This is a genomic window from Stenotrophomonas sp. JAG2, assembly GCF_041080745.1.
In the GTDB taxonomy this organism is placed as follows: domain Bacteria; phylum Pseudomonadota; class Gammaproteobacteria; order Xanthomonadales; family Xanthomonadaceae; genus Stenotrophomonas; species Stenotrophomonas maltophilia_AA.
In genome coordinates, this window is the sequence record NZ_JBEUMH010000017.1 from 36329 (window position 1) to 51240 (window position 14912).

14 protein-coding genes are annotated in these 14912 nt (G+C 61.9%); 6 read left to right on the forward strand and 8 right to left on the reverse strand.

Annotated features, from left to right (window positions below):
- Window positions 1–4 precede the first annotated feature (4 nt).
- Window positions 5–283, forward strand: coding sequence for a cytochrome c (locus tag AB9O74_RS17270; protein ID WP_369350059.1), 279 nt, complete (start codon window positions 5–7; stop codon window positions 281–283).
- Window positions 284–322: 39 nt separating this feature from the next.
- Here the strand turns inward: AB9O74_RS17270 and AB9O74_RS17275 are convergent, their stop codons facing one another.
- From AB9O74_RS17275 to AB9O74_RS17295, 5 genes are all read right to left on the reverse strand, one after another.
- The gene (locus AB9O74_RS17275; RefSeq protein WP_369350040.1) at window positions 323–1081 is read right to left on the reverse strand and encodes a DUF1080 domain-containing protein; all 759 of its coding nucleotides are present in this window, start codon (window positions 1079–1081) and stop codon (window positions 323–325) included.
- Window positions 1081–1656: a gluconate 2-dehydrogenase subunit 3 family protein gene (locus AB9O74_RS17280; RefSeq protein ID WP_369350041.1), complete on the reverse strand. Its 576-nt coding sequence runs from the start codon at window positions 1654–1656 to the stop codon at window positions 1081–1083. Before AB9O74_RS17280 ends, AB9O74_RS17275 begins: the two co-directional genes overlap by 1 nt.
- Complete coding sequence (locus AB9O74_RS17285; RefSeq protein ID WP_369350042.1) at window positions 1656–3341, reverse strand: GMC oxidoreductase; 1686 nt, start codon at window positions 3339–3341, stop codon at window positions 1656–1658. Before AB9O74_RS17285 ends, AB9O74_RS17280 begins: the two co-directional genes overlap by 1 nt.
- Window positions 3342–3370: 29 nt before the next feature.
- Complete coding sequence (locus AB9O74_RS17290) at window positions 3371–4273, reverse strand: hydroxypyruvate isomerase family protein (protein ID WP_369350043.1); 903 nt, start codon at window positions 4271–4273, stop codon at window positions 3371–3373.
- Window positions 4274–4508: 235 nt separating this feature from the next.
- Entirely contained in the window at window positions 4509–4802 is a 294-nt protein-coding gene (locus AB9O74_RS17295; RefSeq protein ID WP_179459535.1) for a hypothetical protein, read from the reverse strand.
- 658 nt (window positions 4803–5460) lie between these two features.
- Between AB9O74_RS17295 and AB9O74_RS17300 the strand changes: the two genes are divergently transcribed.
- Entirely contained in the window at window positions 5461–6774 is a 1314-nt protein-coding gene (locus tag AB9O74_RS17300) for a hypothetical protein (RefSeq protein WP_369350044.1), read from the forward strand.
- Window positions 6775–7409: 635 nt separating this feature from the next.
- On the opposite strand, the gene AB9O74_RS17305 is transcribed toward AB9O74_RS17300, so the two are convergent.
- Both AB9O74_RS17305 and AB9O74_RS17310 read right to left on the reverse strand, forming a co-directional pair.
- Entirely contained in the window at window positions 7410–10349 is a 2940-nt protein-coding gene (locus AB9O74_RS17305; RefSeq protein ID WP_369350045.1) for a DEAD/DEAH box helicase, read from the reverse strand.
- Between the two features lie 238 nt (window positions 10350–10587).
- Window positions 10588–11127 carry a single-stranded DNA-binding protein gene (locus AB9O74_RS17310; RefSeq protein ID WP_369350046.1) on the reverse strand — a complete coding sequence of 180 codons (540 nt, stop codon included), beginning with the start codon at window positions 11125–11127 and terminating at the stop codon, window positions 10588–10590.
- 312 nt (window positions 11128–11439) lie between these two features.
- On the opposite strand from AB9O74_RS17310, the gene AB9O74_RS17315 reads away from it, so the two are divergent.
- Entirely contained in the window at window positions 11440–12471 is a 1032-nt protein-coding gene (locus tag AB9O74_RS17315; protein ID WP_179459549.1) for a LacI family DNA-binding transcriptional regulator, read from the forward strand.
- Window positions 12472–12489: 18 nt separating this feature from the next.
- On the opposite strand, the gene AB9O74_RS17320 is transcribed toward AB9O74_RS17315, so the two are convergent.
- Complete coding sequence (locus AB9O74_RS17320) at window positions 12490–12816, reverse strand: hypothetical protein (protein WP_369350047.1); 327 nt, start codon at window positions 12814–12816, stop codon at window positions 12490–12492.
- 113 nt (window positions 12817–12929) lie between these two features.
- Here AB9O74_RS17320 and AB9O74_RS17325 point away from each other — a divergent pair, with 113 nt between their 5' ends.
- The 3 genes from AB9O74_RS17325 (at window position 12930) to AB9O74_RS17335 (ending at window position 14901) form a co-directional block, all read left to right on the forward strand.
- Entirely contained in the window at window positions 12930–13526 is a 597-nt protein-coding gene (locus AB9O74_RS17325) for a sigma-70 family RNA polymerase sigma factor (RefSeq protein ID WP_346492758.1), read from the forward strand.
- The gene (locus tag AB9O74_RS17330) at window positions 13523–13939 is read left to right on the forward strand and encodes a hypothetical protein (RefSeq protein ID WP_369350048.1); all 417 of its coding nucleotides are present in this window, start codon (window positions 13523–13525) and stop codon (window positions 13937–13939) included. Before AB9O74_RS17325 ends, AB9O74_RS17330 begins: the two co-directional genes overlap by 4 nt.
- Before the next feature lie 68 nt (window positions 13940–14007).
- Complete coding sequence (locus tag AB9O74_RS17335) at window positions 14008–14901, forward strand: ABC transporter ATP-binding protein (protein ID WP_369350049.1); 894 nt, start codon at window positions 14008–14010, stop codon at window positions 14899–14901.
- Window positions 14902–14912: the final 11 nt, after the last annotated feature.

Genomic DNA, 14912 nt, shown 5'->3' on the forward strand with positions numbered 1-14912 from the left:
GATCATCGCCGTACTGGCATCGAGTGCGCTGCTTGCCCCTGAGGCGTGGTCCAAGGACGACCCCGCGGCCGGCGCGACCCTCTACGCAACCCACTGCACGGCCTGCCACGGTGCCGAGCGCGCCGGTGTTCCGCCAACGTTCCCCGCGCTCACCGACGTCGCCAAGCGGCTGCAGCCGGCGCAGATCAAGGAGAAGATCAGCAAGGGCGGCGGATTGATGCCGCCGTTTCCACAGCTGTCGCCCCAGGAGATCGACGATATCGCCAGTTACCTGGCGCGCTAGGCTGCCCGCGCCGTCGCCAGCAGCCGTTTCGCGTCGGCGCTACAGCTCGCGCACCCAGATGTTGCGGTAGCTGACCCTGGAATCGTGCTCCTGCAGGTAGATCGGCGCACACGCATGCGGCGAGTACGAAGGCGCGCCGATGTACTCGGTCTTGCCGGCCAGGACGGTGTCGTTCTGCACCAGCACGCCGTTGTGCAGCACGGTGATGCGGGCGGGCGAGGTGAGCCCGCCGCCCGGCGAGAAGCGCGGTGCCTTCCAGATGATGTCGTAGGCCTGCCACTCACCCGGCGCACGCGAGGCGTTCACCAGCGGCATGGCCTGTTTGTAGATCGAGGCCGCCTGGCCGTTGGCATAGGTCGGATTGTTGTAACTGTCGAGCACCTGCAGCTCATACAGTTCCTGCAGGAAGATGCCGCTGTTGCCCCGATCCTGGCCGTTGAAGCCCTTTGTCGCGATGGGCGAGCGCCATTCGACGTGCAGCTGGATGTCGCAGAAGCGCTGCCGGGTCCGGATGCCCTTGCTGCCGGGAACCACGGTCAGCGCACCGTCGGCGACGCTCCAAGGCACGCGCCCCCCCTGCTCGGACTCCCAGGCGGAAACATCCCTGCCATCGAACAGCACGACCGCGTCGGAGGGCGCACCGCCCGGCGGCGTGGCCACGCTCGCGGGCACGGGGGTCCACACCTCGGTCTTCGCTGGATCGCGCGCGGGATCACTGTTGGCCTGTGCAGACACAGCTGCGGTGGCCAGCAGGCCCACCGCCATCAGCAACGGGCGGGTCATGATGCTGCGGTCCATCAGCTGGTCCCCCAGGCGGGCGTACCGGGAACATAGGCGAGGTCGCCGTCGTAGCGGCCCGGCACGGCGACATACTTCAGCACCTCGGTCGCGCCGACCTTCGACGTGAAGAAGCCGAAGATGGCGAGCTGCTTGATCATCGTGAAGTAGTGCGGCATCGCCTCGCCTGCTTCGGCGGTGCCGGTCTCGGTGACCTCGACTGCGTGTTTCCTGGCTTCTGCATCCAGCGCGCGCAGGAGTCCGGTACGGTCCTGCGGCGCGAGTGAAACGAAGCGGCCTCCGGCGCGTTTGTCGATATCGGCCAGGCCGGCGCGGAACGCCGCCTGCTGCTTCTGCGTGTAGCAGTCCGTGACGAACGTCGTCATGAACGCACCGGCGCCTGCGTCTTTCGCCCCCGGCGTTTTCGTCCGCGGCAGGATGGTCTCGGCAATCTCGTCCAGCGTGCCGACATCGGCGTCGGAGAAAAGGGTCTTCGCTCCTGCGGTGGGCGACTGTCCATGCACAAGCGCGGGCAGGCCGATCATGGCCGCACCGGTGGCGGCGACGATCATCTTCAGCAGTTCGCGGCGGTCCATCAGAGATTCCCCGCTTTCAGTTCGCGCACGGCGTGGTCGGCGGCCCGGGCCGTCAGCGCCATGTAGGTCAGCGAAGGATTCACGCAGCCGCTGGAGGTCATGCAGGCTCCGTCGGTCACGTAGACGTTGGGCGCATCCCATACCTGGTTGTGCTGGTTCAGCACGGAGTTCCTGCGGTCACGCCCCATGCGCGCGGTTCCCATTTCATGGATGCCCTTGCCCGGGGCATAGTCGTTGTCGTGCATCTCCACGTCCTTGACGCCGGCGGCCTCCAGCATCTCGGCGGCATCGGCGGCCATGTCCTTGCGCATGGCCATTTCGTTGGCGCGCATGGAAACGTCCATCGCCAACACCGGCAACCCCCACTTGTCCCTGCGGTCCGGATCCAAGCGGATCGTATTGTCGTGGTGCGGCAGCATCTCGCCGAACCCGGTCATGCCGATGCGCCAGTCGCCGGGTACGGTCAGCGCCTCCTTCAGGTCGGCACCGATGTTCAGCTCGGCGATCTCGCGCGACCACCCGTTGCGGCTCGCGCCGCCCTGGTAACCGAAGCCCCGCATGTAGCCGCGCTTTTCCTCGGCGACGTTGCGGAAACGGGGAATGTAGAAGCCGCAGGGACGCCGGCCGAAGTAGTACTTGTCCTCAAAGCCCTCGACCCGGCCGGAGGCTCCCGCGCCGAAATGATGGTCCATCACGTTGTGCCCCAGTTCGCCAGACGCAGAGCCCAGCCCGCCTTCCCAGACATCGGTGGCCGAGTTCATCAACAGCCAGGTCGAGTTGAAGGAGGATGCGTTGAGGAAGATCACCTTGGCCGTGTACTGGTAGGTCTGCCCGGTCTCGGCATCGATGACTTCCACGCCGCGCGCACGCTTGCGGTCCTTGTCGTAGAGCACTTCCTTGACGATCGAGAAGGGGCGCAGCGTCAGGTTGCCGGTCTTCATGGCGGCCGGCAGCGTCGCCGACTGGGTCGAGAAGTAGGCGCCGAACGGGCAGCCCAGGATGCACTTGTTGCGGTACTGGCAGTTGACGCGGCCCTGCTCGGGCATCGGCTGGGTGATGTTCGCCGTGCGCGAGTGGATCATGTGCCGGGTGCCGCCGAAGGCCTTTTTGATCCGCGCGGCCACGTCCTTCTCGACGATGTTCAACGGGATCGGCGGCAGGAACTCGCCGTCCGGCAACACATCCAGCCCTTCGCGCGTGCCGGCGATGCCGGCGAACTTCTCCACGTAGTCGTACCAGGGCGCGATGTCGGCATAACGGATGGGCCAGTCAGTGGCGATGCCATCCTTGAGGTTCGCCTGGAAATCCAGGTCGCCCAGGCGATAACTCTGCCGCCCCCACATCAGCGAGCGACCGCCCACGTGGTAGCCGCGGAACCAGTCGAAGCGCTTGGTCTCGATGTAGGGCGATTCCTGTTCGTCGGCCCACATGCCCTGGAGGTTCTCGGCCAGCGCGTAGTCGCGCATGAGCACCGGGAAGGCGGCCTTCATCGCCTGGGTTGGCCGGTTACGATGCGGGAAGTCCCACGGCTCCTTCATCGCGTTGACGTAGTCCTTCACGTGCTCGATGTTGCGGCCTCGTTCCAGCATCAGGACCTTGAGGCCCTTCTCCGTCAATTCCTTCGCCGCCCAACCGCCACTGATTCCCGAGCCGACGACAATGGCGTCGTAATGATTGTCTGCCATGGGTCTGTTTCACCTAGGTGGATATCGTTTCAGACGTCGCAGAGGCGGATCGCCTCGCGCAGTGAGCCGACGGGATCTGGCGCCGCAGGCATGAATTCCTGCGCCAGATACCCATCGAAACCGGTGTCGCGGATCGCGCGACAGATGGCCGGATAGTTCAGTTCCTGCTGATCCCCGATCTCGTGCCGGCCAGGCACGCCCGCGGTGTGGTAGTGCTTGAAGTACGCGTGATGCCTGCCGATGGTGGCGATGATGTCGCCCTCCATGATCTGCATGTGGTAGATGTCGTAGAGCAGGCCGAAATGATCCGAGCCGATCCGTTGGCACAGCTCGACGCCCCAGGCGGAGGTATCGCAGAGGTAGTCGGGATGATCGACCCTGGAGTTCAGCAACTCCATCACCAGCACGACGTTGCGTTTCTCGGCATGCCGGAGGATGCGCTTGAGCCCCGCCTCGGCATGGGCCATGCCTTCATCGGGGTCCATGCCGTTGCGATTGCCGGAGAAGCAGATGAGGTTGCGATAGCCGGCATCGGCGACCAGATCGATGTGCCGCGTGTAGCGTTCTACCAGCGCGTCGTGGAACTCGCGGCCGGCAAAGCCCTTGGTGAGGCCGAGCTCCGCGCCGTTGCACATCGAGCTGTACACGCCATGGGCCTTCAGCGTGGGCCAGTCCTCCGGGCCGACCAGATCAATGGCGGCGAACCCGATGTCCTGCACCGTCCTGCACAGCTGGGCGACCGACTGCTGCGGAAAGGTCCAGCGGGCGACGGCGTGCTTCAGGTTGCCCTTGAGCGGCGCGGCCGCGGCAAACGCCGGCAGCACTCCCGCAGCACCCAGCCCAAGGCTCGCGGCGGCCGCCAGGCGCAGGGCGTCACGCCGCGTGAGCCCCGGCCCCGATGACGACGCCGGTCTGATCGAATGGATGGACATCCGTCTTCCGGCCTCCCAACCGGTATCAAACGCTGACGATCCGCTGCAATGCAATCGATTGCACCATAGAGGAGGACATCGTTTTTTTGCAAGACGCGGTGCACGAAAACGCATGTTGCGGGGCACAACGCGCGTGCGGCCTCTCGCCGCGTGCGCGCGATGGGAGCGCGGCCTGCCACGCAATCGCGTTCACCGGGCTGCGGGAGGACGGCGCCGCCGCGCGGCAGGCATCCGCTCATCGCCGGCGATGCATCGCCTGGCGCAGCTGCTCCCGCGCCTCCGGGTCAGCCTCGATCATGCGCCGCAGCGACCGATAGACATACGCGCGGCAGAGCCCGGGCCAGGCGACCAGCAGATAGACCGCGCCGGCGATCAGCCACGCATTCGGTGCCTGTTTCATCAGGCCGGTATGACCACCGGTCGCGGCCACTGCCAGGATGACCAGCAGCACCCAGCGGAACCAGCGCCAGAACCGCATTCCCCAGTCGACATTGAGCACGTGCTTGAGTTCCTGGTCGGTCAGTCGCATGCCGTCACTCCTTCCTTGAGCAATGACCCATCGTGCCACGACCAGAGATAGAAGACCGGCGTCAGACATGCAGGAACCCGAACGTCCCGTGCAGAAAAGAAAAACCCCAGCAAGCACAGGGGCTTACCGGGGTTTCATCTGCATCCGTAAAAATCATAAACCACAACGGTTGTGCACATAAGCACCCCCCTATAAACCATCCCGAAAGGACACAACCACTTGCTTTTATTGGACTTTTCTCCACGCTTGTCATCGCTGTTTCAAACAAAAAGTAACGAAAACGTAGAAAACGCTATGGAAGGGAGGGATCACGACAGCGTCCCTTAACACTTCTCGCGTCAATCCAAGAACGCAACGACTGAACCGATGCCGCATGTGTGGTCTCCGCCGAACGCTACGCCAACGCCTCCAAAGCATCCATTGACGGACCAATGGCTGCTGGAGCGTCACTCGCGCGCTTCGTGCGAGCACATGCACTTTACAATTCCTGCGACCCGCACCAATCCAACATGAGCTGTCCTAGTCAGTGAACATTGGCAGAAATCGCTCTACTAAAGCTGTGTGCGGACTGACGACCAGAACCAGCCAACAGCAGGGTTCGGAGAGCGGATCCACTGTTAACAGTTATGATTAGGTAGGGCACCGCGAAGGCTTGGAAATGGAAATACCTATTGAGATGGACAAAGAGGTCGGAAGAGCGCTCCTCTGGATGCACCATGTTGCAGGGCCGTCATTGGTAGATAGAATCCAAGCTGCGAAGGTTCAGTTCCTAAAGGCATCCATCCCTGCAGATGGCTCTATACTTTGGCCGGCACCAGTCGATTTACTGCCTCCAGGCGATATGACCGCCGGCCTTCTGCTGCAAGCCATCGCCTTGGTGGAGGATAGGCGCTTCTTCGATGCTCGACTTGCCCCTCGAGTAATTCCATTCCTGAAACTCATAGGCAGCGCATTGAAGAAGCTCTACTTCACCGAAGGCGCGGAGCAAAGAGCGAAAGAGTTTCTGAACCCTAAGAACAAGCATCCCGAGGGAACCCTGCTAGAACTGGCAGTAGCAGCCCGCTATCTGCTGGAGGGGTTCCGCGTAAGGTTCATTCCCGAGTGCAACCTCAAAACCCCAGATCTCGAACTCATCTTTGACGAGGGCACCATCAGGATCGAATGTAAAAGATTGCGACCGGGTGCTTATGAGGAGATGGAGTCAGACCGAGCACGACGACTGTTTTCCCCCGCTTGTGCCAAAGTCAATGCGGTCGGAGCCTTCAAACATCTAGACGTAACGTTCAAGACTGAGCTCTCAGCTGTGCCCGATATGTACCTTGCGGAACATATGCAAGCCTCTCTTGACGACTGCAGCGAATGTTACGAGTGGGAGGACAACCAAGCGAGGGGCAGTATCCGGCAAGGCGACCTAGCGGCGATCGTAGCTGATACCGAAGTCGGAGCCCTTCTCGTGGGGCCAAAACTGTTTCGACTATTTACCGGATCCGTTGTTCCATCGCAGCGGGTGTTCTTGGGTGCCCGTGGTGAAGGACACGAGCTCGATCCGAGATACCTCGATAGCTTCGACGCTATTGCCCTCTGTAGCTGGGACACGGTGAATGAAGAGTCCATGAGCGCAAGAGCCCGGCATTTCGGCTCGAAGCTCGCTGAGATCGATGCGCAGCTGAAAGGATGCACTCTTGGAGCCGCCCACGTTGTGGTGGACGCTGAGCGGGACAGCGCAACAGCTGACCTTCGGCGACAGCGCATACGTGATCGAGTCTGCTCATTCGACTTTAAGTCAAACCTCGCAGCTCTGACGACTCACTACCTTCTGGTGCATACCGCAGAAGGCGCGTCTTGGACCATAGATGAGACAGTGGATCCGGCAATGCGCACCACCGAACCCCTGCTTGATGATCCGAGGCTGTTCTTTGACGCACAGGTACTAGGAGATGGACCCGCCTGGCACCTACCACCACCAGCCTAAGCGACCGCTTCCCTTCCGCAGAGGACGTTTGAAAGTAAAAGCGGCCTCTCGGCATAGATCACAATTTTGATCAGCAGCGCAAATGCATCACTATATGCAGCTCATGCCTTCAGCGAGCGAGAAGCGGAGTGATCCAGCCTCCCGTTTGTTCTTTCAACGTTACCACTTAGGCCTGACGGGGGGGGGGGCAGCAGTCGATGATCCTCCAACCACGACCAGCCAACACATCAAGTTCACCTTCACTGAAAGAATCACAGCGAGCGCTGCCTCGTCACCGTGCCAGCCAGCAACCAGGGTCTAAAACGGACATAAAGAGCTAGCCTCGAAACGGCAAGTGCTCGACGTGCTAACAGAAACGGGAGGCCGCCACGCGCGCTCAGACATCAGTGCGAAACGCGCAGCTGCCTGGACGTTTCCCCACAGGATCGCCCCCCACGCCTAGTTCAGCCAAAAAATTGATCGCAGGCTAGGAACCCAAACGTCAATCACGAACGCCATCTGCACCCTAGCCTCCCGCGCGGTCCGCTTTCGGCAGCGGCGTGTCTAGCAGGAGTGGACCCGTCCGATTATTGTTGGCGACCTTGACCCCGCCGGCGCAACTCTCCGTGCCCATAACTAGGCTATTCACAAGTCGATTAAGGGCTAACTATGACCTTGATGTCCGACCCCGAGATGCTCTTGATGTAGGAGTAGCTCGTTCCTAAAACGGCAAGCTGATCCTTCGACACCTTCTCGGCCGATATCGCGGGCTGTACGATCACAAATTTAAAGATCAACTCATGGTCGTGGCATTTGTTGCGAAGTATCTCTATATGCTGAGGCGTGCCCTTCAGGATTCTGTCGAAATCCTTAAGCAGTGATTGCTGGTAGCGATCCATCAGCCGGTTAAAGAACTTATCGCTCGTATACAGCCATTTCACCGATCTCGATGCCTGACCGCATACCTCGTAGACGTCGGCGACGCGTGCCCCCGGCGCGGCCACGCCATCCGTCATTGGGCAGAACTTGCAGTGGTAGAGGTCAACGTAGATAGCGCCCTTACTTTCCCGAATTGCCACTAAGTCAGCAATTTCGCCTTTTCCGTCATCGTTGAAGACGATCGAGTAGTCATCAGCGATCTTGGAAAAGGTGAAGCCTTGTACAGAATCCTCACGTCGCTCAGCACGCATAGACTCTTGATGAATTTTTGTCGCCCCCCAATCCCAAGGCTCGAGCAAACCAGCGGGCAGCTTTACATCCATGCTGCTGAGCGAATAGTGGCGATAGTTACCCTGCACCATGGATCCGTCGACCTTGAGCAGCACAAGCGGCTCTCCATCCAAGTAGGCATCTAATGGCATTTCGTATGGGTAGAGGAGCTTCACACCGGGGCAGGAAGTCTTGTATCCGTCCTCCAACAAATTGATTGCAATGGAAGTGAGGAGGCGCTCCTCGCCATCGACACCCGCGATCCAGAGTGGGATATCCAACGTCCGGGCGCCACGATACTCAGGTTTACCAAGCTCAACGTCGAGAAGGTTATAAGTCTCTCCCTCAAAGAGCAGCGAGATCCTCTGCTCATTCTCGATCGCGATCGATTCAGGCCAGTCTGCGTAAAACAGCCCTTCCGGCCAACCTCCACTGATTTTCTCGACGCGCATGACGTTCTTGAGTACATCAGCTGGGTCGATGGTGCTGTCATTCAGTTTTACGGACATCCGCCTGCACCAATCAACCCAGTAATTAATAGGCGAGGAGTTCATTTCCCAGATTTTGCCTCTGTGCGAGCAACCAACGGTAGTCCGCTCTCCACCCTCGAAACCAGTCGCAAAAATATTAGATTTTGTCGCACTACCTTTCTCGATATCACTAATTACTTGATTGATATCGCGCCCCACGTGCATCGTGAACCGAAGGTCTTTCCTTGCACGTGATAGGCCAACGTTCTGCAGCTTCATCAATTTTATGTCATGGAGCGCACGGAATGTCGGCTCACCACTGATGCGACGGGGAGCACGTGCTACCAAGTTGAGAAAGCGTGTGGCCTGGGTGTCGTCACCGGAGGCGTGAACGAATAGAGTGTTCCGCGTCTTGTCATAGAACGCTATGTATAGATTCCAGTTGGTATCGATGATTTCTTCGGTCTGAGCCCATCCAACTGGCGTCTCTCGCCTGGTTATGGCAATTACTGTATTGGCTTCATCGTTGATCGAGATGTATTGCAGCAGTTCTCTTCGCCCATCCAGACCCTGCGCACGTTGTGGCGTCCAGTCCTTCGGAAGAACGTGGTATGCCACGGCGCTAATTTTGGGGTTCGGGTTCAGTCCGAAGATCACCTGGGCATCGTCACCTTCGGCAAACTGCTCGTTGAACTCAGCCTTTTCAATTTCCCGGCCTACCTTCTGCTCGCTTACGTCGCGAATGACCGCCCCCCAGTCGGCGCTCTCCTTATAAAGGGCGGCCATTTGGTGGTCGGTCCTCTGGTTAGCGATATTGGCAACGAACTTGGCGTCACCAAGAGCCGCATCTACCCTTGTCAGCCGACCAATGAACTGAAGCGTCACTGCAGGGCTTTGGTGTTGATCATGAATGGCGGCGATCTTAAGCTCGGGCAGATCGAATCCTTCGCCTAGCATGTCGACGCAGACGATGATCCGGTGCTTCTTATTCACGATCTCCGCCATGACCTTGGCCTGGTCCGGCACCTTGCTGTGGATCAAGACTGGCATCAGATCGGGGTGCTGCTTGTAAAGCTCAAACAGGTCTGTCGCCCGCTTATGCGACTTTGCGCGCACCATCATCAAATGGTTATAGCCTGCATCGAGGTCGGCCCGGAGCAGCTCAACTGCCTTATCAGCGATGGCCTGGTCGGACAGCTTGAGGTTGTATTCTCTTACCGGATGGAACTCGATACCTTTGAAATAGCCATCAATCTGCGCATCCCTGAGCGGGTAGTTGTAGACGATCTTGCCACCCAGAGCGAGACCATCCTCCCGGAAGGGAGTCGCCGTGAACTGTATGCAAGGTTTGCCCATGAAGGCTGTCTTGATCCGACTCCAACTGACTGCTACAACATGGTGAGCCTCGTCGATCATCAGGTGGCTACACATATTCACCAGCGCCCCCAGAGCGGCGTCCTCGAATAGCTGCAAGGCCTGGGGAGTGGCCACAATGATGTTCGCGGCAGCCAACTCGGCAACCTGCGCCTCAGATAGCTTCGAATCGATGGCCGCAACAATGGGGTTGCGCGCCATGTCCGATACCGCCCCAACAGTACGAAGGGTCTTCAGCTCCCCGCACTTGCTCACCAATTGAGCTCTGAGGGCGTCCGAAGGAACAAGGATCAGGGTCCGTCTCATTCTCGCCGCGATGATCAGCGCGAGCATTGTGTCGGTTTTCCCAGTACCGGTGGGCATGACCACGGTGGCTGTAACGGTGGGGTCGACCAACAGATGACCAAGGGTCGCGTAGAGCGCGGCTAGTTGCGGCTTGCGCAGGCCGAGCGCCCCGGTTTTGGGATCGTCCAGCTTGAAATTGAAGAGGTGGTTTTGCCAACTCTGGTACACATCCGAATGCGGTATTACTACGTCGTCCATGGAGATTACCTGAGGGCCGAAAGGGCTTCGTGGATAAACTGGCGAAATGGTAGCACTACCTCTATCGGTCGCATGGCCTTAGCGGTTTATACATGACGCCAAGGTCTATGCACGTCTGAATTTCACGTATGCGTGGCTATACCTAGTTTTTCCTACCGGGCAAAGAACACAAAAAAGAAGGAGCCCCACGAATGGGGCTCCTCTTGGATATCTATTGACACTTACCGTCAAGTGTTAGTTAGAACGGAATGTCGTCATCAGCGAAGTCGTCCATCGGCGGCGCCGACTGCTGCGGGGCCTGCTGCTGTGGGCGCTGCTGGCCGTAGCCACCACCACCGCCGCCGCGCTGACCACCGCCACCGCCACCACCGCCGTACTCCTGGCGCGGGGCCTGCGGGCGCTGCGGACGTTCGCCGCCAGCACCGCCACCGCCACCGCCGCCTTCACGGCCGCCGAGCATCTGCATCTCATCGGCGATGATGTCGGTGGAGTACTTCTCCACGCCGTCCTGGCCGGTGTACTTGTCGTAACGCAGGCTGCCTTCGACGTAGACAGAGCTGCCCTTGCGCAGGTATTCACCGGCGATTTCGCCGAGCTTGCCGAAGAACACCACGCGGTGCCATTCGGTGCGCTCCTGCTGGTTGCCATCCTTGTCCTTGCGGACGCTGGTGGTGGCCAGGCTGATGCGGGTGATCGCCATACCGCCCTGGGTGTACTTCACGTCCGGGTCGTTGCCGAGGTTGCCGACCAGGATGACTTTATTGATGCCGCGCGCCATAGGGTTGCTCTTCCGTTGTCCGAGGGCAGGCCGCAGTCATATCACAGCCCCGGACAGGCTGCAGATACGCGGGGCCGCCCCAGGTGAAATTGGGGGAATCCAGAACGGCCCATCTTATCATTGCCATCGTCCCCGGCCCTGTCGGAATTCCGGCCGGAAGCGACCGGAAACCTGCTCGAGCCATATGCCGCAAGGGTGACGGCGATTGGGCCCGCAGCCCGCCGGCTGCTGGCGCGGGGCCCCTCCGTCCGCCCGGCCCGGCCCTGGCGGCGCATGGCATGATGTCCCTTCACTGTTCCCACGCCTGCAGCAATGACCATCCGCGGTAAAGCCACCTCCCTCGATATCGCCCACTTGGCCGGCGTCTCCCAGCCGACGGTGTCGCGGGCGCTGCGCGGCAGCCCGATGGTCAATGCCGAGACCCGGCAGCGGATCCTGGCCATCGCCCGGGAGCTGAACTACAAGGTCGACAAGAACGCCTCCAGCCTGCGCCTGCGCAATGCCGGCACGCTGGCCCTGCTGTTCTTCGAGGACCCGACCAACGACGACTCGCTGATCAACCCGTTTTTCCACGCCATGCTGGGCTCGATCACGCGCGCCTGCGCGCTGCGCGGCTACGACCTGCTGGTCTCCTTCCAGCAGCTGTCCACCGACTGGCAGGCCGATTACGAGGACAGCAACAAGGCCGACGGCATCATCCTGCTCGGCTACGGCGACTACCACGAGTCGCGCGAGCGCCTGCAGCGGCTGGTCGAGCAAGGCACCCATTTCGTGCGCTGGGGGGCGTCCCTGCCCGACCAGCCGGGTGTCTCGATCGGCAGCGACAATTTCCAGGGCGGGTTCGACATCACCGCCCACCTGCTCGACCAGGGCTGTCGACGGATCGCCTTCGTCGGCCACGCCTCCAGCCACTATCCCGAGTTCGAGCAGCGCTACCGCGGCCACGTCGAGGCGATGCGGGTGCGCGGCCTGACCGCCGAGCCTTCATTGCAGCACGATGCGATCACCACCGAGCAGTCCGGCTTCGACGCCTGCCAGGCGCTGTTGGCAGGCGGCGAACGTATCGATGGGCTGTGCGCGGCCAGCGACCTGATCGCGATCGGCGCGATGCGTGCCCTGCGCGAACATGGGCTGCGCGTCCCGGAGGACGTGGCCGTCACCGGTTTCGATGACATCCCGCTGGCCGCCTCGGTGTCCCCGCCGCTGTCCACCGTGCAGCAGGACACCAAGCAGGCCGGGCACCTGCTGGTGGAAAAGCTGCTGGCACTGATCGAAGGCCAGCCGGTGGAAGGCCAGAGCATCGCGGTGAAGCAGGTGCTGCGGGAATCCTCGCTGCGCGGCTGAGCATCCACCGCTGTCGGCTTATTTCAAACGACGATCCAGCACGAAGTACACGACATTGCCCAGCCCGGTCGCACCGAGCAGCAGCGCGATCGCCCCGGGCGTGACCCGGTCGATGCCGAGGACATCCACCACCCCGAAACCGAGCGCCAGGGCCAGCATCACGCAGCCCCAGTGCAGCGCGGCCAGCCGCCGCTTGGTGGTGTCGCCGGCCAGCAGCGAGCGCACCAGCTCTTCCGAGCCGCGGGCTTCGACGATCCGTCGACGGGTGTGGCCGTCGACCACGCTCTTGATGGCATACACGATGCCGAGGATCAGGACGACGGGCAGAATCAGGTTGTAATCCATGGTGCGTACGTTCCGTTGAGGAGGGGCTTGTCCACTGAGATACGGCCGGGGCGGGATCGGTTGCACGGGCCCCGGTTGCAACCGATGGCGCACTCGACGTATCCCTATGGGACATGTGCACGCCGCCCACCCCTGCCGACTGCCTCGACGCCGACCGTGCCCTGGTCGCCGCCATCCTGTCGCGACAGCCCGGGGCGTTCGAGCAGCTGGTGCGCGAGTATCAAGGACTGTGCTGGCGCGTGGTCGACCGCATGGTCCGCCATCCGGACGACACCCGCGAGCTGTGCCAGGAAGCGTTCCTTCGCATCCATCAGACGCTGCATCAGTACCGCGGCGAGAGCGCACTGAAATCCTGGGTGGCGCAGGTCGCCTATTCGATCGCCAGGCGCCACCTGGAGCGACGCCGTATTCCGCTGGTGGACAACAGCGTGACCGAAGACGGTGCCGCGTTGATCGACCAGATCGGCGACGGCCACGACCTCGAGGCGCGTACCAGCGAGCAGGACATCAACGCCCATCTGCACGCCGCGATCGACGCGTTGCCGCCGCTGCAGCGCACCCTGCTCACGCTCTATCATCTGGAAGAGATCTCCATCGCCGAGATCGCCACCCTGACCGACCTGGCCGAAGGCACCATCAAGAGCCACCTGTTCCGCAGCCGCAAGCGACTACGCGAGCTGCTGGAATCCCGTATTGGAGTGCCCGCATGAGCACCGCAGACGAGCCCCGGATCGACCCCGAGGAATGGCAGGCCCAGGAAACCGGCCTGCGCGCCGCACTAGGCGGCCAGCGCGCCGGCCCGGACGACGTCGACTACCTGCGCATCGCCGAGGCGATCGCCTCCGCACCACAGAGCGGGCCGCCAATGCGCTTCGCCCGCGATGTCGCCCTGCGCATCGCCCGCCATGACGCCGGCATCGAGCGCTGGGTGTCGCGGGTGCTGCTGGCCGTGCTGGCCATCGCTGCCCTGGCAGTGGGCACCCTGTTCGGCCCGGCATGGTGGAGCGCGATCGAGCAGACCGCGGGCCGCGCGGCGACCGGGTGGCTGCTCGCTGGCGCCGGATGCGTGGCGGTATCGTGGCTGGCGGCCCGTTGGCGGGCGACCGGCCGCGGGCACCCATGACTTACGGCGGATGCAGCCTATCTGAATAGGGCGGATAACCGAGGTATCGCCCAGGGGAAGCTGTCCGCATGCTTGAGATCCGCGCGCTGTCCAAGACCTACGCCAATGGTGTGCATGCCCTTGCGGGTGTGACGCTCGATATTCCCCGCGGCATGTTCGGCCTGCTCGGTCCCAACGGCGCCGGCAAGTCCTCGCTGATGCGGACGCTGGCCACGCTGCAGGAAGCGGACAGCGGCACCGCCACCCTGTCCATCCCCGGGGAGGCGCGCATCGATGTGCTGCGTGACAAGGATGCGGTGCGTCGGCGGTTGGGCTATCTGCCGCAGGACTTCGGGGTGTATCCCAAGGTCAGCGCACTGGACCTGCTCGACCATTTCGCGGTGCTCAAGGGGCTCACCCACAAGGCCCAGCGCCGCGAAGTGGTGGAGGCGCTGCTGCAGCAGGTCAATCTGTGGGATGCGCGCAAACGCAAACTCGGCACCTACTCCGGCGGCATGCGCCAGCGCTTCGGCATCGCGCAGGCCCTGCTCGGCGATCCGCGGCTGGTGATCGTCGATGAGCCCACCGCCGGGCTCGACCCGGAAGAGCGCAACCGCTTCCTCAACCTGCTCGCGGCGATCGGCGAGAACGTAGCGGTGATCCTGTCCACGCACATCGTCGAGGATGTCACCGACCTGTGCCCCAGCATGGCAATCATGAACAAGGGACAGGTGCTGCTGACCGGCAAGCCCAGCGATGCGATCGACGCGCTGCAGCACCAGGTCTGGCGCAAGCAGGTGGACGTTGCCGAACTGCCCGCCTACGAAGCCAACCATGTGGTGCTGTCCACGCGCCTGGTCGGTGGCCGGCCGGTGATCCACGTGCACAGCGCGACCGACCCCGGCGACGGCTTCGCCGCCGTTGCTCCCGATCTGGAAGACGTCTATTTCCAGCGACTGCGCCTGCAGTCGCGGGCCGCCTGACCGGAGCCCGC